18 protein-coding genes and 1 tRNA gene are annotated in these 21,421 nt (G+C 65.3%); 12 read left to right on the top strand and 7 right to left on the bottom strand.

Annotated features, from left to right (window positions below):
- The first annotated feature begins 369 nt into the window (after window positions 1-369).
- Window positions 370-1,767, top strand: coding sequence for a Fic family protein (locus tag H7J86_RS25475; RefSeq protein ID WP_267294352.1), 1,398 nt, complete (start codon window positions 370-372; stop codon window positions 1,765-1,767).
- On the opposite strand, the gene H7J86_RS25470 is transcribed toward H7J86_RS25475, so the two are convergent.
- A complete protein-coding gene (locus tag H7J86_RS25470) occupies window positions 1,764-1,961 on the bottom strand; it encodes a hypothetical protein (RefSeq protein ID WP_267294350.1) in 198 nt (65 codons plus the stop codon). The two genes, H7J86_RS25475 and H7J86_RS25470, sit on opposite strands and share 4 nt — an antisense overlap.
- A gap of 7 nt (window positions 1,962-1,968) precedes the next feature.
- On the opposite strand from H7J86_RS25470, the gene H7J86_RS25465 reads away from it, so the two are divergent.
- Window positions 1,969-2,298: a hypothetical protein gene (locus H7J86_RS25465; protein ID WP_267294348.1), complete on the top strand. Its 330-nt coding sequence runs from the start codon at window positions 1,969-1,971 to the stop codon at window positions 2,296-2,298.
- Between the two features lie 375 nt (window positions 2,299-2,673).
- Here H7J86_RS25465 and H7J86_RS25460 read toward each other — a convergent pair whose 3' ends face one another.
- Together H7J86_RS25460 and H7J86_RS25455 are read right to left on the bottom strand one after the other, a co-directional pair.
- Window positions 2,674-3,579, bottom strand: coding sequence for a hypothetical protein (locus tag H7J86_RS25460; RefSeq protein WP_267294346.1), 906 nt, complete (start codon window positions 3,577-3,579; stop codon window positions 2,674-2,676).
- Between the two features lie 165 nt (window positions 3,580-3,744).
- Window positions 3,745-3,818 (bottom strand) — tRNA-Leu (locus H7J86_RS25455).
- Window positions 3,819-3,926: 108 nt separating this feature from the next.
- Between H7J86_RS25455 and H7J86_RS25450 the strand changes: the two genes are divergently transcribed.
- On the top strand, window positions 3,927-4,208 hold the full coding sequence (locus H7J86_RS25450; protein WP_267294344.1) for a hypothetical protein: 282 nt from the start codon (window positions 3,927-3,929) through the stop codon (window positions 4,206-4,208).
- Here H7J86_RS25450 and H7J86_RS25445 read toward each other — a convergent pair.
- Window positions 4,205-4,987 (bottom strand): type III PLP-dependent enzyme domain-containing protein, encoded by a 783-nt coding sequence (locus H7J86_RS25445; protein WP_267294342.1) that lies wholly within the window; start codon window positions 4,985-4,987, stop codon window positions 4,205-4,207. The genes H7J86_RS25450 and H7J86_RS25445 overlap by 4 nt on opposite strands.
- Window positions 4,984-5,781: a type III PLP-dependent enzyme domain-containing protein gene (locus H7J86_RS25440; RefSeq protein WP_187096741.1), complete on the bottom strand. Its 798-nt coding sequence runs from the start codon at window positions 5,779-5,781 to the stop codon at window positions 4,984-4,986. Before H7J86_RS25440 ends, H7J86_RS25445 begins: the two co-directional genes overlap by 4 nt.
- Before the next feature lie 625 nt (window positions 5,782-6,406).
- Here H7J86_RS25440 and kdpF point away from each other — a divergent pair.
- From kdpF to H7J86_RS25410, 6 genes are all read left to right on the top strand, one after another.
- Window positions 6,407-6,496: a K(+)-transporting ATPase subunit F gene (gene kdpF, locus H7J86_RS25435; protein ID WP_090362500.1), complete on the top strand. Its 90-nt coding sequence runs from the start codon at window positions 6,407-6,409 to the stop codon at window positions 6,494-6,496.
- A gap of 8 nt (window positions 6,497-6,504) precedes the next feature.
- The gene (kdpA, locus tag H7J86_RS25430) at window positions 6,505-8,175 is read left to right on the top strand and encodes a potassium-transporting ATPase subunit KdpA (RefSeq protein WP_267294470.1); all 1,671 of its coding nucleotides are present in this window, start codon (window positions 6,505-6,507) and stop codon (window positions 8,173-8,175) included.
- Window positions 8,175-10,319 carry a potassium-transporting ATPase subunit KdpB gene (kdpB, locus tag H7J86_RS25425; protein ID WP_267294340.1) on the top strand — a complete coding sequence of 715 codons (2,145 nt, stop codon included), beginning with the start codon at window positions 8,175-8,177 and terminating at the stop codon, window positions 10,317-10,319. The genes kdpA and kdpB overlap by 1 nt, the downstream gene beginning before the upstream one ends.
- A gap of 1 nt (window position 10,320) precedes the next feature.
- Complete coding sequence (locus tag H7J86_RS25420; RefSeq protein WP_187096743.1) at window positions 10,321-11,259, top strand: potassium-transporting ATPase subunit C; 939 nt, start codon at window positions 10,321-10,323, stop codon at window positions 11,257-11,259.
- 115 nt (window positions 11,260-11,374) lie between these two features.
- Entirely contained in the window at window positions 11,375-13,876 is a 2,502-nt protein-coding gene (locus H7J86_RS25415; protein ID WP_235633033.1) for an ATP-binding protein, read from the top strand.
- Window positions 13,873-14,553 carry a response regulator gene (locus H7J86_RS25410; protein ID WP_090362494.1) on the top strand — a complete coding sequence of 227 codons (681 nt, stop codon included), beginning with the start codon at window positions 13,873-13,875 and terminating at the stop codon, window positions 14,551-14,553. Before H7J86_RS25415 ends, H7J86_RS25410 begins: the two co-directional genes overlap by 4 nt.
- Here H7J86_RS25410 and H7J86_RS25405 read toward each other — a convergent pair.
- Window positions 14,516-15,355 (bottom strand): class I SAM-dependent methyltransferase, encoded by an 840-nt coding sequence (locus H7J86_RS25405; protein WP_267294338.1) that lies wholly within the window; start codon window positions 15,353-15,355, stop codon window positions 14,516-14,518. The two genes, H7J86_RS25410 and H7J86_RS25405, sit on opposite strands and share 38 nt — an antisense overlap.
- A gap of 129 nt (window positions 15,356-15,484) precedes the next feature.
- On the opposite strand from H7J86_RS25405, the gene H7J86_RS25400 reads away from it, so the two are divergent.
- From H7J86_RS25400 to H7J86_RS25390, 3 genes are all read left to right on the top strand, one after another.
- Window positions 15,485-16,894, top strand: a complete 1,410-nt coding sequence (locus tag H7J86_RS25400; protein WP_267294336.1) for an HNH endonuclease signature motif containing protein — start codon at window positions 15,485-15,487, stop codon at window positions 16,892-16,894.
- A gap of 44 nt (window positions 16,895-16,938) precedes the next feature.
- On the top strand, window positions 16,939-17,649 hold the full coding sequence (gene lpqN / locus H7J86_RS25395; RefSeq protein ID WP_170847437.1) for an envelope biogenesis lipoprotein LpqN: 711 nt from the start codon (window positions 16,939-16,941) through the stop codon (window positions 17,647-17,649).
- 98 nt (window positions 17,650-17,747) lie between these two features.
- Window positions 17,748-20,504 carry an aminotransferase class I/II-fold pyridoxal phosphate-dependent enzyme gene (locus H7J86_RS25390; protein WP_090362491.1) on the top strand — a complete coding sequence of 919 codons (2,757 nt, stop codon included), beginning with the start codon at window positions 17,748-17,750 and terminating at the stop codon, window positions 20,502-20,504.
- Here the strand turns inward: H7J86_RS25390 and H7J86_RS25385 are convergent, their stop codons facing one another.
- On the bottom strand, window positions 20,505-21,203 hold the full coding sequence (locus H7J86_RS25385; protein WP_267294334.1) for a winged helix-turn-helix transcriptional regulator: 699 nt from the start codon (window positions 21,201-21,203) through the stop codon (window positions 20,505-20,507).
- Window positions 21,204-21,421 lie beyond the last annotated feature (218 nt).

Raw genomic sequence — 21,421 nt, 5'->3', positions numbered from 1 at the left:
GGTACGCCTCGACCGGCTTGCCGTTCCGCCTGGCGATGACGCCTGTCGGCCGCGTGCAGCCAAAACGGGCGCGGCCCGTCGCCCGGTAGTTGTCGAAACGTCGCGTACCAGGCGACTTATGGTGCCCCTAGTCGGACTCGAACCGACACTTGGCGGATTTTAAGGAGGGGCGCGCCGCGTTCGAAGACCTCGGGAAACGGTTCGCGGAAAGCATCATTTGTGTTGTGAGACAGCTGATTTGATCGTTGCCGGTACGGCTCCGCTCCGGCCCCGATTCGCTCTAGATTCGCCCCCGGTCGCCGCGATGACGCTGCGACGATCTTGATTCGAGGATGTTAGCTAGGCGGGCCGGGGTTTCTTTAAGGTCCTATGTCGGACAACAGTGAGACGATTGCTTACATGACACAAGGCCCAGAAGAACTTGGCGTATATCGACCGTTTCCGTCCTTCACCGAGTGGGACACAGGCGGATTTGATGACGCACTGTTCGAGCGGTACGCGAAATTGCTCGCCGCGTCGAAACAAGCGGCCTCCCCGGAGAACCTCGAAGAGGCGATGACTGCGGCCATGCGCTATGCGGCTATCGACACTGGAGCTATCGAAGGTCTCTACACCGTTGACCGTGGGTTTACGCGAACGATCGCAACGCAGGCCGCCGCCTGGGAGCAGGTAATCGACGCCCGAGGCGCACATGTCCGGCTCGCGTTCGATGATGCGCTCAGCGGGTACGAATACGTACTGGATGCAGCAACCAAAACCGTCGATATCTCAGAATTGTGGATTAGAGAACTGCATCAAATCATTTGCAAGAGCCAGAAAACGTACACCGTCTATGGCGAATTCGGTTCGCAAGAACGGCCTCTGCCTAAAGGCACATATAAGACCATGCCCAACAGCCCAACGCTCGCGGACGGCCGAGTGCACGCGTATGCGCCGGTCATCGACACACCCCCGGAAATGCGGCGCCTGGTTGAAGAACTCCGATCAGAGGCATTCGCTTTAGCGCATCCTGTAATCCAGGCTGCATATGCCCATTACGGGTTCGTCTGCATACACCCGTTCTCCGACGGCAACGGCAGGGTTGCCCGGGCATTGAGCAGCGTCTACCTTTACCGGTCGCCAGGCGTCCCGCTCATCGTCTTCGCAGACCAACGAAACGACTATCTCGACGCGTTGGAGGCTGCGGACGGCGGCAATCAATTTCAGTTTGCTCAGTTTGTAATGACGAGGACAATCGATGCTATAGGGATCATTCGGGCGTCCCTTCAACGAAGCGGGCCGCCGATCGCTTCAACCCTCGCTGGTCTCAACGAGCTCTTCGGCGGAGAAACTGGCGACGAAGAACTACTTGCAGGTGCCATGCGATTGCGACAACTAGCGGTCGCCGAGGTAAAGAAGCAATTAGCTGCGCTGACGCTTCCTAGTCGACTAAAGGTGGAAGCGTACATGGGAAACGCTGGATCGCCACCGGTCCCAGAGGGGTACCGAACCATAGGGGCAGACGGACTCTGGTTTATTTCTGCCAGAAGCGATTGGCCGCGTGAGTTATCACTCACTCTCCGGGTGGGGATCTTCGTGCGAATTGACGATTCCATGCCGTCAGAGTTGATTATGACGTCGCACCCCGGCGATGGCCTCGAAGTATGGCTCCGGGAGCTTTCAGAGACCGCAAATGAGACATTGAATCTCAAGCTCTCGGGGTGGAGCGAGGGCGTCATCGCCCAATTCCTCGCGGACGTGGCCGCAAGTGCCATCGCTGAAAGCTAGCCGCGACGCCGTAACGCCGTAACGCCGTAACGCCGTAACGCCACCACATTGCCCGCCGCCGCGGCCCGCTTAACCGGGGCGGGCGGTTCAGGCAGCGTGTTGAGCGCGCCGCCGTCCTGCTCGGGGATGTAGTCGCCGTAGGTGTCGAGGGTCAGGGTGAAAGTGCTGTGCCCGAGCCACTTCGACACCTGCATGAAATGGGTGCCCGCCGAGAGCTGGAGTTTTGAGGGGTTCCAGGTTCTCGGCAGCTACGGCGACGCCTGGCTCATCGAGTCGCACTATGTGCCGTTCGGGTATGTGATCGTGGCAGCGACGGGCGGGCTCGACTCCGACCGCAACCCGATCGGCTTCCGAGAGCACGTCAATCCGGCTTATCAAGGGCTGCGGCATATTCCGGGGCGTGGCCCGTACCCGCTTACGGACAGCTTCTATGCGAGGGGTTTTGGTACGGGCGTCCGACATCGCGGTGCAGCAGTCGTCATGCAGGTGACCACCAACGCTAGCTACACCGCCCCGGCCATCAAGACATAGGGCTGACCATGTTCGAGCGCGTACGCAACTCGCGGGACCCAGAGCGCGACTACCGAGACAAGTCTGAGTTCGGCTTCGGCCCTGGGCCAGTCGCCCCCGGCAAGGAGACCGCGCCACCGAACCAAAGCGGCGTGTACCGGGCGAAGTGCCCGCCGGTCGAACCCACACCAAGCGACGACCTCAGCGCCCGCGTACAGGAAACCCGGTGGCGGCCGGCCGACCCGCCGCGCGGCTACCCAGGCGAGCGAGTCGGGTAGCCCTCGCCATGCCGTCGCAACACGCCTACGCCCCGTGCAGGCCGCAGCAACCGCCCCCTAGACGGCCCGGTCACGGTGCGGGGAACCCGTTGCCTTACCGCCCCGTGACCGCGTGCCCCTAGTTGCGCTTTCCCTTGCGATTGCGCTTTGAGGACCGCTTTGGCTGAGTCCGTTGGCCACGTCGCTCGGCGCGATTTTGCGGCGACGTGTCTGGGAATAGCGCCTTGTATCCCGGAGTGTTCATCCCCATTTCTTCCCTGTACCACTCGTTATAGTCGTCCACCGCTTGATTGAACTCTGCAATGTCGTCGGCGTTACGTTCCCTGATCTCGTTCACGAACCAGTCGTAGAACTCCGCTGCGGTGGTGATGTAGCTATACAGAACCGGTAAAAGGTCGAACCTTTTGTCTTTGGCTCGCAGGTAACCTTTCGCGGGCGCTGTCCAACCGTCCCAATCAAGCAGCTTGTCGCGGTCCAGCGTCAGCTTGTTCTCCATGATTGTCGGTCCACCTTGAACCCAGGAGAAATTAGTGCTGATGTCTGGCAACGGAATTGAGCGATGCGTGCAGTAGTTCCGGAGGTCCTTCATGAACTCCGCTTCGCCAGTGCCGAATGACGTCTTGACGTGTTCCCTGTACTCGCACTTCTCGAACTCCGAACCGTTACCCCAGCAGTGCCGCATCACAACCCGCTGCGAGTCGATCAGCGACGTGACCGACGTGAGGTAGTTATGCAGGTACCGGACCAGTTCGTCTGCGTATTCGTCGGTAGTGTCGCGAGCCATCATCCGCCGCTGCAGGAACTTCGCGGCGTGCCTGTTCAGCTCATCGGCGTTCTTGGACATAACGTGCCCAGCGCGCCTGAGAGCGTCAAGGTCGTCGCGCAGCCGGAAGCCTGGCATCGCCTCCAAATCGGCGTTGCGCTTGTCCCGCTCGATGCCGAACGGGCTGGTCCAAGATTCGAGCACCGTCGGCTCATCATTCTGAGTCGAGTCTGCGTCGTCGTTCCCCGGCTGCTCAGTCACCACGCGATTATTTCAGCGACGAGCGACAACCTGAGCAGACGCGCAGTTAGCTAGCAGCGCGACCTCGCCGCCGCGATCCCGCCGCGCGCCGCGACGACGCCGCGACGAGAGCGGTTTTCTCACCAGCCCGAGCGACCAAAAACGGTTCTACCTGCACTTTCTCGGTGCCCCCAGTCGGACTCGAACCGACACTTGGCGGATTTTAAGTCCGCTGCCTCTGCCAATTGGGCTATGGGGGCCTGTGCAGACAATGACGTTAGCGTCTGCGCCGGTCCCTGAAAAATCACTGCCCGGCTCCTCCGAACAGGGGATAGTCACCCGCCCGCGTGGCCGTCTACCATCTCGGAATGAACGGCCTGTTTGCCTTGCTCGTCACGCTGGCATTCGTCGTGCCCATCGGGGGACTGCTCATCTGGCTCAGTCACCGCAGCGCACAGAAGCAATCCGCAAAGTACTGGTCCACCCGAGGCGGCGCCGCGGCCGGTGGCGCCGCGGCCGGTGGCGGCTATCTCGGCGGCGGATGCGGCGCCGGTGACGGCGGTGGAGCCCATGGTCACGGCGGTTGCGGCGGTGGCTCCAGCTGCGGCGGAGGCGGGTGCGGCGGCGGAGGCTGCGGCGGGGGCAGCTAGCCCGCGGCCGCCAATGCCAACGGTGTGAGCGAAACCGTCAGCGCGGGAACCGGATACCGGCACAACGCACAGCCATCACGGATGACCTCGGTGGTCTCCTCCGCAACGCCGCGCAGCACCCGGATGTCACCGGAAGGTTCCCCGCTCAACCCACCGAGGCTCATCCGGCTCAGGATGGCGCCGTGCCTGCGGCTGAGCCGCGCCATCGCGGCGACCATCTCGATCACCGTGTCCGCGCCACCCGCACCGTCGGACCGCAGCAGCTCACCATGTACACCGATCAGGCTCGTCGCACGCTGTGCGACAACCTGCGCCGCGTGGTCCTCCCAGCCGGGCTGAGCGCTGTCGACCATCACCTGCCGGACCGCACCCGTCGAGCCACCGAGCACAGCGAGGTGTTCCTCGGCACCGACCACGAACTTGATCAGCCCGGCGGCGACGGCTCGCCTCACGGCGGCGGGATCCGTGTCCGCCCGGCAGTGCATGACGAGATGCTTCGCAGTCACCTCACGTGACACCGCAAGATCGAGTTCCTCGACCGAGACGATATCGACACTCACTCCGTGGCGCCGGATCCAGTCCGCCACCACTCCCGACCGCAGCACACTTGCCGGAAAGCTGAGCGCCGAAGTAGGAAATGCTTTGCGGTACATGGCACATCGGCGCAGCACCACCGCCTCGTCGAGGAGGCCGGCGGGCCGCACCATATCGTCGAGCAACCGGCGCGCGAAGCGATCCGCGGACGACAGGCGAGGGATGACGAGGGTATGCACGGTCATGCCGCCGTCCGTCCCACGATCGCGCCGCCGGCCGAGAGCACGACCAGCGGACGCGGGAAACGCATTGTGGCACAGGCATCGTCGAGGGATTCGTCGATCTCTTCGGCGAGCTCCGGCAGTTCCTCCCGCCAGTCTCCGCTCGGCACCGCACGGCCCCCACCCAATCCCAGCCGCGTCAGCACCTCACCGTGGATACGACGGATGTGGGTCATCTCCGTGATCATCTGCCCGATGGCGGCCGGGTAACTGATGAAGTCGTCCACCTGCCCGCCGACCTCGCAGTGCAATCCCACCAGGTCGAGGCGGGCGCTACCGAGCACTGCCCCGATCGCGGCATCCATCTGCTCGCTGTCACAACGCAAGGTGCGCCGACCATCCTGCTGAGCCCGGACCACGGTGAGATCGGCTGCGTTCGAGTCGGTCACATGCACCATGACACCTTGTGTTCGGCCTTCGACTGCCGATGCCAGCAGCTCGATCTCCGCCAGGGAACTCACCACCATGCAGCCGGGCCTCAACCCGGCGGCGGCGCGGATCTCCGCGTCCCGCAATCCTTGCGCATGGATGGTCAGTCGCCGCGGACTGATGCCGGCCGCGATCGCCACCGCGAGATCCCGGCCCGACCACACGTCGACCGCGATCCCGCGTTCGCGAACCCACTTGGAAACGAGGTGATTTCGCAGCGCACTCGCGGGCACCGCGACCTCGGTCATCGGAAAGTAGCCGCGGTAGATCTCGCACCTGCGCTGAACCAGCCGGTCGGGCGACATGGCCGCCGAATCGGTCTCGGACAACGATGTATGCGATCTCGCTCCCGACAGCGCAGAAAGGAAGACGCCGGAAATGGACACCGAAACCTTCTTGCTCGTTGAGGCCTCGGCCTGCTGCCGGGGGCCACACCATCCACTGTGGCGCGCGCCATGCCGTTCGGCCACCGTCCTAGCGGACTCTTGACGGATCCGCAGGAAACCTTGACGAGTTGTTGACCTTCACGCGCGATGGCGGCATGAGGCCCGCAGCCACGACCTCGAATGGGTGGGCGCTGTTCGCATTGAACACACCGGCCGTAAATGACCTCGTGGTAGTGATCGTCAAGGCCCGAGAACTGCCGTCACCTGGGTCGATTGACGCCATCTGGGCCACGCGGATGTGACCTGGATAACCGCGATGAATAAACGGCGTAAAGGACTGTCGCCCGGGCGTAAAGAAACCGTCAATGCCCGCTGTGAGCGTCCTTGGCGGGTCTAGCTTCAAGCCGGGCTCTCAGAACGGGGAGCCTGCCAGAGGCTGCCTCGATCACACCCGAGCGCCGCCCGCAGTTTTCAGTGAACGGAGTGACATGTCGGTGGTCGTGTACATCGTGCTGACGGTGGCGATCTTCGCCCTGCTCGGCTTGATTCAGAAGTTGGTCGAGGGGCTGTGAGCTACGACAACATCGTCGGGCTGGTGCTCGCGATTCTCCTCGCACTGTTTCTCTTCGCCGCGCTGCTCTTCCCCGAGAGGTTCTAGTGAGTGCCCTGACTAGCGAGGGGGCGGGGATCCTGTTCCTCGTCACCCTGATCGTCGCCCTGGTGGCCGTACACGTGCCGCTCGGCGACTACATGTACCGGGTCTATTCGTCCGACCGAGACCTGCGCGGCGAACGGCTCATCTACCGACTCATCGGTGCCGATCCGAAAGCCGAGCAGACCTGGGCTGCCTACGCACGCAGCGTGCTGGCCTTCTCGGCCATCAGCATCCTGTTCCTGTTCGTTCTCCAGCTCGTGCAGGGCAAGCTCCCGCTTCATCTGAACGATCCGGCGACGCCGATGACTCCGGCCCTGGCGTGGAACACGGCCGTGAGCTTCGTGACCAACACCAACTGGCAGGCCTACTCGGGTGAATCGACGCAGGGCCATCTCGTCCAGATGGCCGGCCTGGCCGTACAGAACTTCGTGTCCGCGGCGGTCGGTATGGCAGTCGCGATGGCCTTCGTCCGTGGCCTGGCCCGGCGCAGTACCGGTGAACTGGGCAACTTCTGGGTTGACCTGGTCCGCGGCTCGCTGCGCATCCTGCTGCCCCTGTCCATCGTCGGCGCCATCATCCTGATCGCGGGCGGCGCCATCCAGAACTTCCACCTGCACGATCAGGTGGTCAACACCCTGGCCGGCGGGCAGCAGACCATCACCGGCGGCCCCGTCGCCAGCCAAGAGGTGATCAAAGAACTCGGCACCAACGGCGGCGGTTTCTACAACGTCAACTCCGCGCACCCGTTCGAGAACCCCAACGCGTGGACCAACTGGGTGGAGATCTTCCTGCTGCTGGTCATCAGCTTCTCACTGCCCCGCACCTACGGGCGGATGGTCGAGAGCAAGAAGCAGGGGTACGCGATCGCGGCCGTCATGAGCGTGCTCGCCGTGATCAGCGTCGGTTTCATGATGCTGTTCCAGCTGCAAGGCCACGGCACCGTGCCCACCGCGGTCGGCTCGGCGATGGAAGGTGTGGAACAGCGCTTCGGCGTGGCCGACTCGGCCGTCTTCGCCGATGCCACGACGCTGACGTCCACCGGTGCCGTCGACTCGTTCCACGACTCGTACACCAGCCTGGGCGGCATGGTCACGCTGTTCAACATGCAGCTCGGCGAGGTGGCACCGGGCGGCACCGGCTCGGGCCTGTACGGCATGCTCATCCTGGCCATCATCACCGTTTTCATCGCGGGCCTGATGGTCGGACGCACCCCCGAGTACCTCGGCAAGAAGATCACACCGCGTGAAATCAAGCTCGCCGCAACTTATTTCCTCATCACCCCGTTGATCGCGTTGACCGGCACGGCCATCGCGATGGCGATGCCGGGCCAGCGCGCGGGCATGCTGAACACCGGTCCGCACGGCTTGTCCGAGGTGCTCTACGCGTTCACCTCGGCGGCCAACAACAACGGGTCGGCATTCGCGGGTATCACCGTCAACACCGAGTGGTACAACACCGCGCTCGGCCTGGCCATGGTGTTCGGCAGGTTCCTGCCGATCATCTTCGTACTCGCCCTGGCCGGCGCACTGGCCAAACAGGGCAAGACCCCGGAGTCCATCGGCACCCTACCGACGCATCGACCTCAGTTCGTCGGCATGGTCGCCGGTGTCACGCTGATCCTGGTCGCGCTCACCTTCTTGCCGATGCTTGCGCTCGGCCCCCTCGCTGAAGGAATTCACTGATGACCACCCCCACCCTCGAATCTGGGCACGCACAGCACAAATCGCAGTCCACCAACCGCATTCAAGGCGGCCTGCTGGATCCGAAACTGCTGTGGAAGTCGATGCCCGACGCACTGCGCAAGCTCGATCCGCGCACCTTGTGGCGCAACCCCGTCATGCTGATCGTCGAGATCGGTGCGGTATGGAGCACGATCCTCGCGATCGCCGACCCCTCCTGGTTCGGCTGGCTGATCGTGATCTGGCTCTGGCTGACAGTCATTTTCGCGAATCTCGCCGAAGCGGTTGCCGAAGGACGCGGTAAGGCTCAGGCCGAGACGCTGCGCAAGACGAAGACGTCGACCATGGCCCGTCGCCTCATCGACTGGGCCCCCGGCCGCACGGCCACCGAGGAAGAGGTCGCCGCTCCCCTGTTGCAGCTGGGCGACCACGTGGTGGTCGAAGCCGGCGAGACCATCCCCGGCGACGGCGATGTCGTACAAGGCATTGCCTCCGTGGACGAATCCGCCATCACGGGTGAATCAGCGCCGGTGATCCGGGAATCCGGAGGCGACCGTTCCGCGGTGACCGGTGGCACCGTCGTGCTCTCCGATCGCATCATCGTCCGGATCACGCAGAAGCCGGGCGAGAGCTTCATCGACCGGATGATCTCCCTCGTCGAGGGCGCCAACCGGCAGAAGACACCGAACGAGATCGCGCTGAACATCCTGCTGGCCTCGCTCACGCTCATCTTCGTGTTCGCCGTCGCGACGCTGCAACCGCTCGCCATCTACTCGAAGATGAACAACCCCGGTGTGCCGGACAGCTTGGCACTCACCGGCAACGGTGTGTCGGGCATCGTGATGGTCTCGCTGCTGGTGTGTTTGATTCCCACCACGATCGGCGCGCTGCTGTCCGCGATCGGTATCGCCGGGATGGATCGCCTGGTCCAGCGCAACGTGCTCGCCATGTCGGGTCGTGCGGTGGAAGCCGCCGGCGATGTGAACACGCTGCTGTTGGACAAGACCGGCACCATCACGCTGGGCAACCGGCAGGCTTCCGCGTTCGTCCCGGTCACCGGGGTGACTGCCGAGGCACTCGCCGATGCGGCCCAGCTGTCCAGCCTGGCCGACGAGACGCCGGAGGGCCGCTCGATCGTGGTCTTCGCCAAGGAGGAGTACGGGCTGCGAGCCCGGACTCCGGGCGAGCTGGCGACGGCGCAGTGGGTGGAATTCACCGCCCAGACCCGGATGTCGGGCGTGGATCTGGGCACCGATCACAGCCTGCGCAAGGGCGCGGCCAGCTCGGTCGCCGACTGGGTGCGCAACCAGGGCGGCCAGGTGTCGGCGGAGCTCGGCGAGATCGTCGACGGCATCTCCGCCGCCGGCGGGACCCCCCTTGTCGTCGGGCAGGTCCTGGACGGCACCGCCTCGGTTCTCGGTGTCATCCACCTGAAAGACGTCGTCAAGCAGGGTATGCGCGAACGCTTCGACGAGATGCGCCGGATGGGTATCCGCACGGTGATGATCACCGGCGATAACCCGTTGACCGCCAAGGCCATTGCCGACGAGGCAGGTGTCGATGACTTCCTCGCCGAGGCCACGCCGGAAGACAAGATGGCCCTGATCAAGAAGGAGCAGGCCGGCGGGAAGCTGGTCGCCATGACCGGTGACGGCACCAATGACGCACCCGCGTTGGCGCAGGCAGATGTCGGCGTGGCGATGAACACCGGCACGTCGGCGGCGAAAGAGGCCGGCAACATGGTCGACCTCGACTCGGATCCGACCAAACTCATCGAGATCGTCGAGATCGGCAAGCAGCTGCTCATCACCCGCGGGGCGCTCACGACGTTCTCGATCGCCAACGACATCGCCAAGTACTTCGCGATCATCCCCGCGCTGTTCGTCACGCTGTTCCCCGGCCTGGATCTGCTCAACATCATGCGGCTGCACAGTCCGCAGTCGGCAATCCTGTCCGCGGTCATCTTCAACGCGATCATCATCGTCGCGCTGATCCCGTTGTCGCTGCGCGGTGTTCGGTACACGCCCAGCAGTGCCTCGAAACTGTTGAGCCGCAACCTCTACGTCTACGGCTTGGGCGGAATCATCGCGCCGTTCATCGGCATCAAAATCATCGACCTCGTAATCCAGTTCCTGCCAGGGATGTGAAATGAATTTCTCCAGTTTGATTCGTCAGCACTGGGCCGCGCTCCGCGCCCTGCTCGTGCTCACCGTGATCCTCGGCCTCGCCTACCCGGCCTTCATCTGGCTCATCGCCCAGATCCCCGGGCTGCGTGAGAATGCCAACGGGTCCATCGTCGACGCCGGTGGGAAACCGGTGGGCAGCAGCCTGATCGGTCAGTCCTTCACCGACGCGGAGGGCAACGCACTGCCGCAGTACTTCCAGAGCCGGCCGTCGGCCGCGGGCAACGGCTATGACCCCCTCGCCACCAGCGCGAGCAACCTGGGACCGGAGAGCATCGTCGACACACCCGGTGACCCGTCGCTTGCCAAGGACGACAACGGATACAAGGCCAGCCTGCTCACGCAGGTCTGCCAGCGCAGCGCCGCCGTGGGTGAGCTCGAGGGTGTGAGCGGGGCCCGCCCGTTCTGCACCGGCGGTGGGGGCCAGGGCGAGCGAAGCGACGGGGAAAGTGTCGGGGCCGTGCTCTCGGTGATCGGACCCCGCACCGCATCCGGCGACGTCGTCCATCCGACGCGGGTGGTCAGTGTCAACGAACCGTGCGAGACGACCAAGACCCCGTTCCTGAGCACCTATGAGGGCGCCCGCGTCGAATGTGCGAAGTTCGGTGAGGATTACGCCATCGGCCAGATCGTCCCGATTCGGGGTGCCGCCCCGGCAGAGCCGGCCGTACCCGCGGACGCCGTGACCGCCAGCGCCAGCGGCCTGGATCCACACATCTCCCCCGCGTACGCCGCCATCCAGGTGGACCGGATCGCCAAGGCCCGGGGTGTCTCACCGGACCTGATCCGCACGGCCGTCGCGGACAACACCGCCGGCCGCACCCTCGGGTACTTCGGCGAACCGCGGGTCAACGTATTGATGCTGAATGTGGAGCTGGACGAGAAGTATCCAGTGAAGAGTTGATGCACCGGTGGATGATGAGGGCGTGAACATCGGCGACGAGGTGCTCGCCCCGGGAGCGAGCAGACCAGACGGGGAACGGTCGGCTACGTCGACGCACAAGGCCAAGCGGGGCGAACTGCGCATCTACCTGGGCGCCGCCCCGGGCGTCGGGAAGACCTTCTCGATGCTCGGGGAGGCACGCCGCAGGCTCGAACGCGGCACCGACGTGGTCGCGGCCGTCGTCGAGACGCACGGCCGCAAGAAGACCGCCGAGCTGCTCGACGGGATCGAGATCGTCGCGCCGCGGTACATCGAGTACCGCGGCGGGCGGTTTCCCGAACTCGACGTGCCCGCGGTCATCGCCAGGCACCCGGAGGTGGTGCTGGTCGACGAACTGGCCCACACCAACACTCCGGGCAGCGTGAACGCCAAGCGCTGGCAGGACGTCGAAGAACTGCTCGACGCAGGCATCGACGTCATCTCGACGGTCAACGTCCAGCACCTGGAGAGCCTCAACGACGTGGTGACCCAGATCACCGGAATCGAGCAACAGGAGAAGGTCCCCGACGAGGTGGTGCGCGCGGCCGATCAGATCGAGTTGGTCGACATCACCCCGGAAGCGCTGCGGCGCAGATTATCCCACGGAAACGTGTACGGCCCCGAGCGTATCGATGCGGCGCTGTCCAACTACTTCCGGCGCGGAAATCTGACGGCCCTGCGGGAACTGGCACTGCTGTGGCTCGCCGACCAGGTCGACGCCGCGCTGTCGAAGTACCGGGCCGACAACAAGATCACCGACACCTGGGAGGCGCGCGAACGCGTGGTCGTCGCCGTAACCGGTGGCGCCGAGTCGGAAACCCTGGTGCGGCGGGCGTCGCGCATCGCGTCCAAATCCAGCGCCGAACTGATGGTCGTGCACGTCGTGCGGGGCGACGGTCTCTCGGGTATCGCGGCCCCGCAGATGGGCAAGGTGCGAGAACTCGTGACCAGCCTCGGCGCGACACTGCACACCGTGGTCGGTGACGACGTCCCGGCCGCGCTGCTGGACTTCGCCCGCGAGATGAACGCCACCCAGCTGGTGCTCGGGACCTCTCGGCGGTCCCGCTGGGCGCGCATGTTCGACGAGGGCATCGGCGCGTCGGTGGTCCAGCAGTCCGGCAAGATCGACGTTCACATGGTCACCCACCCGGAGGCCAAGCGACCGCGCTCGTACTCTTCGGTGGCGTCGTGGCAGAAGCACCTGCTGTCCTGGCTGGCCGCCGTGATCGTTCCGAGCGTCATCTGCGCCATCACGTCGCTGTGGCTCGACCCCTTCCTCGGTATCGGCGGCGAGAGCGCGCTGTTCTTCATCGGGGTGCTGGTGGTGGCGCTGCTCGGCGGTGTGGCGCCCGCCGCGCTGTCGGCGCTGCTGTCCGGTCTGTTGCTGAACTACTTCCTGGTCAATCCCCGCTACACCTTCACCATCGCCGAACCGGACAGCGCCGTCACGGTCGTGGTGCTGCTGCTCGTGGCCGTCGCCGTGGCGGCGCTGGTCGACGGCGCCGCCAGTCGGGCTCGCGAGGCGACCCGCGCGTCACAGGAAGCCGAACTGCTCGCGCTGTTCGCGGGATCGATTCTGCGCGGGGCGGATCTGGGCATGCTGCTGGAACGCGTCCGCGAGACGTACGCCCAGCGGGCGGTCAGCCTGGTCCGCGACGGACCCGACGGGCCGGCGACGGTGGCGTGCGTGGGCAAGGACCCGTGCGTGGAGGTGGATGACGCCGACACGGCGGTGGAGGCCGGTGACGACGAGTTCTGGATGCTGCTGTCCGGCCGCAAGCTGTCGGCCCGGGATCGCCGCGTGCTGGGTGCCGTCGCCAAACAGGCGGCCGGTCTGGTCAAACAACGCGAATTGACCGAAGAGGCAAGCGAGGCCGAGGCGATCGCCCAGGCCGACGAACTGCGGCGTTCGCTGTTGTCGGCGGTGAGCCACGATCTGCGGACCCCGCTGGCCGCCGCGAAGGCAGCGGTGTCGAGCCTGCGAAGCAGCGATGTCGATTTCTCCGCGGAGGACACCGCCGAACTGCTGGCCACCATCGAAGAATCCGTCGATCAGCTCACCGCCCTGGTGGGCAATCTGCTCGATTCGTCGCGGCTGGCGGCGGGGGCGGTCCGCCCCGAACTGCGCCGGGTGTACCTGGAGGAGACCGTGCAGCGCGCACTGCTCGGAATCAGCAAGGGAGTCACCGGCTTCCCGCGCAAAGAGCTCGACCGGGTCAAGGTCGAGGTCGGCGATGCCGTCGTCATGGCCGACAGCGGCCTGCTCGAGCGGGTACTGGCCAATCTGGTCGACAACGCGTTGCGCTACTCGCCGGTGAACAGACCGGTGCGGGTCACCGCCGGCCAGGTCGGTGACCGGGTACTCATCGCCGTCGTCGACGAGGGACCCGGTATCCCCCGCGGCACCGAGGATCAGCTGTTCGAACCCTTCCAGCGCCTGGGCGATCGCGACACCAGCACCGGTGTCGGCCTCGGCCTTTCGGTGGCCCGCGGCTTCGTCGAAGCAATGGGCGGCACGATCACCGCAACCGACACACCCGGCGGCGGCCTGACCATCGAGATCGACTTGGCGGCAACAGCAAAGGATGTCCAAGCATGACCCGGGTGCTCGTCATCGACGATGAACCACAGATCCTGCGGGCGCTGCGCATCAACTTGTCCGTCCGCGGGTACGAGGTGACCACGGCGGCCACCGGGGCCGAGGCCCTGCGGTCGGCCGCCGATCACCGTCCGGATGTCGTGGTTCTGGATCTGGGCCTGCCGGATATGTCCGGTATCGAGGTGCTGGCGGGGTTGCGAGGCTGGATGAGCGCGCCGGTGATCGTCCTCTCCGCGCGCAGCGACTCCTCGGACAAGGTCGAGGCGCTGGACGCCGGCGCCGACGACTACGTGACCAAACCCTTCGGCATGGATGAGTTCCTGGCCCGCCTGCGCGCGGCCGTACGCCGGGGTACCGCGGCGGCCGAAACCGACGAGCCCGTCATCGAAACCTCCTCTTTCACCGTGGATCTCTCCGCGAAGCAGGTCACCAGGAACGGCGTCGAGGTGCATCTGACACCGACCGAGTGGGGCATCCTGGAGATGCTGGTGCGCAACCGCGGCAAGCTGGTGGGCCGTGAGGAGCTGCTCAAGGAGGTGTGGGGTCCGGCCTACGCCAAGGAAACGCACTATCTGCGGGTGTACCTGGCGCAGTTGCGGCGAAAGCTCGAAGACGATCCCTCACACCCGGTACATCTGCTCACCGAAGCGGGGATGGGTTACCGGTTCCAGCAGTAGCGGGCTTGACCGCCTGCAGGGTGTAGGTCAACGGGATTCGGTCCCGCCCCTCGGCCAGCACGAACTCGCCCGGGTAGTCGCTGCTCGGGATCATGGCCTCGCCCAGCGGATTCCACGGTACTTCGCGGTGCTCCTCCAGCGCGGTGACGATCAGTCCGGCGTCGGTGAGTGCCGTGAAGATCTCGCCGAGACCATGATTGAAATGCACCAACGTCGGGGAGTCCAGGGTGCCGTAGCCGGCATAACTGTCGTGCTCGACGAACACAACGCCGTCGGTCTCGAAATACGGGTACTCCAACACCAACAATCCGTCCGGTCGCGGATCGCACATCGCCCACAGCACCGGATGCCCCTCGCGCATGAACAATCGTCCGCCGGGCCGCAACAGGCCGGCGACGGTGGCGGCCCACCTCCGGATGTCGGGCAGCCAGCAGATGGCGCCGATACCGGTGTAGACCAGATCGAAATCGCCGACCGCGTCGTAGACATCGGACTCGACGAAGGTCACGGCCCCCTTCGCCAGGTCGCGCGCCGCCTCCAGAGCGGACGGCGAGAAGTCGATACCGGTCACCGATTTCGCGCCCAGACGGGCGAGCGACACGGTGTCCGTGCCGATATGGCATTGCAGGTGAACGACATCCAGTCCGTCGAGCCGGCCCAGCCGGGGTAGGTCATAGCGGACCACGTCGGAGAGGTGGGCGGGGTCATCGAACCCTGCGAGGTCATACCCGTCCGGCCCGGTGTGCAGGGGCACCCGGGATTCCCAGTTCGCCAGATTCGTCGCGCGCCAGTCCTCGGTCACACCTCATTGTCGCACGCGGAGTCTACTCGTTTTTCCGATCCAAAACCGTTGTGCGGGTGGATCTGTGGATGAATCCGCGACTGTGGATAACTGCCGGTTCTGTCGGTGGTGCGTACTAGTGTTCGAGTCATGGAAGGTGTCGTCGATCTGCTGGCCACCGTGGACAAACTGTCCACGGTGGCGTTCGACGACGCGTCGGTGGCTGAGCTGTTGGAGGTGCAGTCGGCGCTGGAATCGGTGAACCGGCGGATCCCGGCGATGCAGCACCGGGTGATGGCGGCGGTGAAGGCGCAGTCCAGTCCGGGCGAGTTGGGTGCGCGCAGCTGGGCCGACGCGTTGGGGATCCGACTGCGGATCTCGCACACCGAAGCCTGCCGCCGGTTGAGCGAGGGTGAGTTGTTGGGCCCGCGGCGCTCGGTGACCGGCGAACCGCTCGAGCCCGTGTACCCGGGCACCGCCGCGGCCCTGGCCCGCGGCGAACTGACCGGCGAGCATGTCCGGATCATCACCCACACCATGAAGAAGATCCCATCCGTGGTGGATGACCGGACCCGCGCCGACGCCGAGACCGACCTGGCCGCTGTCGCCGCCGTGCAGACGCCCGAGGCGTTGCGTAAGGCGGCCGCACTGCTGCTCCAGTTGCTCGACCCCGACGGGCCCGAACCCAATGACGAGGACACCGTGGCGCGCCGGGAGATGCTCCGCAACGTGACGCTGGGCCCACAGGACGCCGACGGGATGAGCGAGCTACGCGCCAAGGTCACCCCGGAATTCCGGGCCTATCTCGAACCGATCTTCGCCAAGCTCGCCGCCAAGGGCATGTGCAATCCCGACGATGTGCACCCGTGTGTGAAGGGCACCCCACCCGCCGAGGTCAGTGCCGCCGACACCCGCAGCCTCGGGCAGCGCCAACACGATGCCCTGATGACGCTCGCCCGCAGCGCGCTGACGGCGGGTGAGCTGGGCGAGCACAACGGACTACCGGTGAGCGTGGTCGTCACCACCACGCTGACCGAGCTGGAAACCGCGGCCGGGGTCGCCCACACCGGCGGCGGATCCACTGTGCCGATGCGCGATCTGATCCGGATGGCCGGGCATGCCCGCCATTACCTGAGCATCTTCGACGGCCACACCGCGGTGCCGCTGCACCTGGGCCGCACCAAACGCATCGCCTCCCCCGGCCAGCGACTGGTCCTGCACGCCCGCGACCGCGGCTGCACCTTCCCCGGCTGCGCCATTCCCGGCTACCTGTGCCAAACACATCACGCCGAGACCGACTACGGCGTCGGCGGGCACACCGATATCACCAACTTGGGTCTGGCCTGCGGCCCGCACAACCGCCTCGTCACAGAACGCGGCTGGACAACCCGCATCCGGGCCGACGGCCGCGTCGAATGGATACCGCCACCACTGCTGGACACCCGCCAGCCACGGGTCAACGCCCTGCACCACCCCGAAGACCTCTTCCACGGCTTCCGCGGCTTCCACGGCGACGGCGACGGGGACGGGGACCGCGACGGGGACGGGGACGACCGATGACCCTTCCAAACGAATTCCAACCGCGACCGCTTACGGTGCCCGCCATGACACACTCCACGACCCGCGCTGCCGCGGCCGCCGCCGTCGTCGCACTCGGCCTGTTCGGCGCTGTCGGTTGCGGCTCCGATTCCAAATCCGATGCCGGCAGCAGCTCCTCGAAGAGCTCATCGGCTTCATCGTCGTCATCGACGAAGAGCTCCGCCGCATCGTCGACCAAGAAGGCACCCTCGACTCCCGAAGCGCACGAGTCGATCGCGGACTACATCCAGGAGAGCGGGATCACCGAGACGTCGATCAAGCGCGGCGACCCGGGCCCGTCGATCGACCTGCCGGTGCCCGAAGGGTGGGAGGCCACCGACAAGCTGCCCGAAGCCCCCTACGGTGCGATCGTCTTCACGGGCAGCTCGGTTCCCGACAACCCGCCCCGCATCCTGGCTCTGCTGTCCAAGCTGACCGGCAATGTCGACCCCCAGAAGATCCTCGAGTACGCCCCGGGCGAACTGCAGAACCTGCCGGGGTGGAAGCCCCTCAACGAGGGCGCCTCGTCCACCCTGAGTGGCTTCAACGCCTTCCAGTTGGGCGGCAACTACGACGTCGACGGCAAGCAGGGTGTGATCGCGCAGAAGACCGTCGTCATCCCGGCCGATGACGGCCTGTATGTGCTGCAACTCAACGCCTATGCCGACGAGTCGGAAGCCGACACGCTGGGCAATGCCACCGATATCATCGACCAGCAGACCACCATCACGCCCTAGTGCTCACAGGCTGCGGTCGGCTCTCGGTCATGTAATCGCCGCGAAGCGTTCGTCTGCTGCTACCTCGCACGACGCCAACCCCGGTACACGCTCTAGCCGTGGACAACTCGCGTGCGTACAACAGTGTCTGGCAGTTCCGCGGCGATGCGTGGTGCCGCCTCGAAGAGGCCGCCGACCGGTTGACTCGACCGAGCACGACCGGCGACCTCAAAGACGAATACGTGGCCATCTGTCACGACCTGCTGATCAACCTGGCACCGCTGGAACCGTACTGGGCCTTCCCCGGCTCACCTCAGTTCGCCAAGATCCAGCGCCTGTTCAACGCGGGCGCGTACGACAAGTTCGCCCACACGGTCGCCCGGATCAACCGGGCGCTCACCACGGAGTCCTACCGCACCGGCGATGTCGACACCGCCGGTGCCGACGACACCGCCGATCTGTTCCCGGCCGACCCGCGCACCTTGGAGAGCCAGCCCGCCAACCGGCGCGAGCAGCTGTACTTCGAGGTGCTGGTCGTGGAGAAGATGACCGAGGCCCAAGAACGGGCACTGCGCAAAGAGGTGCGCAGCTGGCGCAGGCCCGATGACGAATTCGTGTACGAGTTGGTCGTCGTCGGCAGCGGCGACGAGGCCTTGATCGCCGCGCGCCTCAACGTCAACCTGCAGGCCGTTGTGATCCGCCGCCGGTTCAGTCACCAGTCGCCCCGGGACCTGACCACGCTGTCGGAGTTCATCGACCACACGCTGTCCCACGATCTCGACGACCACAAATCCCCCGACGAGCGGGCCGCGATCCTGGCCAAGTCGCTGCATGAGCTGCGTCCCGAACTCGACCTGTTCCTGATGACCGAGATCGAGGTCGAGGACATCGCCGGCCGGCTCGGGCAGTCGTTCCGCCGGGTGTTCCACGCCCGCGAGGGGGTGCTGGAGCTGCACCTGTCCATCCTGCAGGGGGTCGCCGCGCGCTACCGCACCCCGTTCTTCAGCGCGCTCAAGCAGTACAGCCACCGGCCCACCGGTGTCTTCCATGCACTGCCGATCAGCCAGGGCAAGTCGATCGTCAACTCGCACTGGATCAAAGACATGGTCGGGTTCTACGGGCTGGACGTGTTCATGGCCGAGACCTCGGCGACCTGCGGCGGGCTGGACTCGCTGCTGGAACCCACCGGCCCGCTGCGCGAGTCCCAGCAGCTGGCGGCCGAGGCGTACGGCAGCAGGCACACCTATTTCGTCACCAACGGCACCTCGACGGCCAACAAGATCGTCACCCAGTCCCTGGTCGCTCCCGGCGATATCGTGCTGCTGGACCGCAACTGCCACCAGAGCCACCACTACGGCATGATGCTGGCCGGCGCCAACGTCGTCTACCTGGAGGCCTACCCGCTCGCCGACTACACGATGTACGGCGCGGTCCCGCTGCGGGAGATCAAGTCGAAACTGTTGGCGCTCAAGGCCGCCGGCAAGCTCGACCGGGTCAAGATGATCTCGCTGACCAACTGCACGTTCGACGGCATCGTCTACGACACCGAGCGCGTCATGGAGGAATGCCTGGCCATCAAGCCCGACCTCGTATTCCTGTGGGACGAAGCGTGGTTCGCGTTCGCCCGGTTCCACCCGGTGTACCGCAAGCGCACTGCCATGGCATCGGCTCGCAGCCTGCGCGACAAGCTCGCCGACCCCGAATACCGCGCCTCCTACACCGAGCAGCTCACCCACGAAGGCCCGCTGTCCGACGAGGAGCTGCTGAACCGGCGGCTGCGGCCCGACCCCGCCGAGGCACGGGTCCGGGTGTACGCCACCCAGTCCACGCACAAGACCCTGACCTCGCTGCGGCAGGGCTCGATGATCCACGTCTTCGACCAGGACTTCGAGCAGAAGGTGTCCGAGGCCTTCCACGAGGCCTATATGGCGCACACCTCGACCTCGCCGAACTACCAGATCCTCGCGTCACTGGATCTGGGTCGCCGCCAGGTGGCGCTGGAGGGTGTCGAGTTGGTGCAGCGCCAGATCGAGAACGCCATGCAGCTGCGCGACGCCATCGACAACCATCCGCTGCTGAGCAAGTACATGTCCTGCCTGCGCACCTCGGACCTGATCCCGCAGCAGTTCCGCCCCTCGGGTATCGCCCAGCCTCTGCGATCCGGGCTGAAAAACATGATGGCGGTGTGGGATTCGGACGAGTTCGTGCTGGATCCGTCGCGCATCACGCTGTCGATCGGGCGCACCGGCTACGACGGTGACCAGTTCAAACGCGAACAGCTGATGGACCGGCACGGCGTGCAGATCAACAAGACCTCACGCAACACCGTGCTGTTCATGACCAATATCGGCACCACGCGCAGCTCGGTGGCGTTCCTGGTCGAGGTGCTGGTGAAGATCGCCGGTGAGCTGGAGGAGTCGATCTCCGAGATGGGCCTGGGCGAACGGGCCAGGTTCGAGCAGAAGGTGCGCCGGCTGACCACGAACTCGGCCTCGCTGCCGAATTTCAGCGGCTTCCACCCCGTCTTTCGGGACGGCACGCAGACGCCCGAAGGCGATGTGCGCCGCGCCTTCTACCTGTCCTACGACGACACCCACTGCGAGTACCTGTCCACCGACGAGATCTTCGACAAGATCGACGCCGGCGTACCGGTGGTGTCGGCGACGTTCGTGACGCCGTATCCGCCCGGATTCCCGGTGCTGGTGCCCGGCCAGGTGTTCAGCCAGGAGATCCTGACCTTCCTGCGCGAGCTCGACACTCCCGAGATCCACGGCTACAAACCAGAACTCGGCTTCCGGGTGTACACCGAGAAGGCGATCGAAGGTCTGCGGCCGGCGCGCTGGTCGGATCTGCCGCAGCCCATCTTGGCCGATTAGTCATGAGCGGAGCCGGAATCCGACGCCTCTGACATTCTGCACGATCCGCGGTTGGTCCGGGTTGTCACCGAGGCGGCGGCGCAGCTGGCCGATATGCACGTCGACATTGTTGGCGCTGCCCTGCCACGCCGGACCCCACACCGCGGCCAGGATCTCACCTCTGGCCACGACGTGCCCAGGGTCTCGCGCCAGCAGCGCGAGGATGTCGAATTGCGTCCTGCTCAAGGCGATCGGACTTCCGTTTCGGCGTACCTCGCGCCGCTCGACATCGATCCGCAACGCCTGATCGGATTTCGGCCCGTACTCAACCGTGTCGGCAGGTTCCCCGGCGAGTAGTGCGGTGATCCGGTCTGCGACGTCTCGGCAGCCGAACGGCTTGGCTATGAACGTATCCACCAGCGATCCTCTGCTGTCCAGGAGCATGGCCCGCTCACCCGCCGATCCGAGGGCGATGACGCGCGCACCGTGCGCCATCCGCAGTCGCGTGCAGAGTGCGCGATGTTCATCAACGTGCACCGAGCCGAGATCGACCACGATGACACTGGGTGTGTGCGCCGACGCGAGGGCAGTCGATAGATCCGCGACGTCGATGCACGTGGTGGAGATCGACGTATTCAGGAAGCAGTTCACAATGCCCTGCGCCCACGCGTTCACCCCACCCGCCAGCAATACCGTCCGCTCCGAGAGATCCACACTCACCATTACATACTGACCTACTACGTAGATAGGTGACCTCTGGCGCGGGAAAGTTCTCACCCCGAGAGCGAATCGTGACCGAACGGCGATCCTCACCAGGCCCCGGGCAGTCTCCTCCGAGTCGGCAAGGGCGGCAGCTAATTACAGGAATGACATTTGGGAACACTGTTACCTACGGGGAACAAGTGATGTAACGTGTGCCAATGTACTGACTTACTACG

The organism is Mycobacterium hackensackense, from assembly GCF_025822555.1.
Taxonomy (GTDB): Bacteria; Actinomycetota; Actinomycetes; order Mycobacteriales; family Mycobacteriaceae; genus Mycobacterium; species Mycobacterium fluoranthenivorans.
Note: the sequence above shows the minus strand (reverse complement) of the source record. Positions and strands in the feature narration are given on the sequence as shown.

Bases quoted from the DNA above. Each gene is read 5' to 3' on its own strand.
- H7J86_RS25400 (WP_267294336.1), top strand. From the start codon at position 15,485: ATGGAAGGTGTCGTCGATCTGCTGGCCACCGTGGACAAACTGTCCACG.
- H7J86_RS25410 (WP_090362494.1), top strand. From the start codon at position 13,873: ATGACCCGGGTGCTCGTCATCGACGATGAACCACAGATCCTGCGGGCG.
- H7J86_RS25420 (WP_187096743.1), top strand. From the start codon at position 10,321: ATGAATTTCTCCAGTTTGATTCGTCAGCACTGGGCCGCGCTCCGCGCC.
- H7J86_RS25475 (WP_267294352.1), top strand. From the start codon at position 370: ATGTCGGACAACAGTGAGACGATTGCTTACATGACACAAGGCCCAGAA.
- H7J86_RS25450 (WP_267294344.1), top strand. From the start codon at position 3,927: ATGAACGGCCTGTTTGCCTTGCTCGTCACGCTGGCATTCGTCGTGCCC.
- H7J86_RS25445 (WP_267294342.1), bottom strand. From the start codon at position 4,987: ATGACCGTGCATACCCTCGTCATCCCTCGCCTGTCGTCCGCGGATCGC.
- H7J86_RS25470 (WP_267294350.1), bottom strand. From the start codon at position 1,961: ATGCAGGTGTCGAAGTGGCTCGGGCACAGCACTTTCACCCTGACCCTC.
- lpqN (WP_170847437.1), top strand. From the start codon at position 16,939: ATGACACACTCCACGACCCGCGCTGCCGCGGCCGCCGCCGTCGTCGCA.
- kdpB (WP_267294340.1), top strand. From the start codon at position 8,175: ATGACCACCCCCACCCTCGAATCTGGGCACGCACAGCACAAATCGCAG.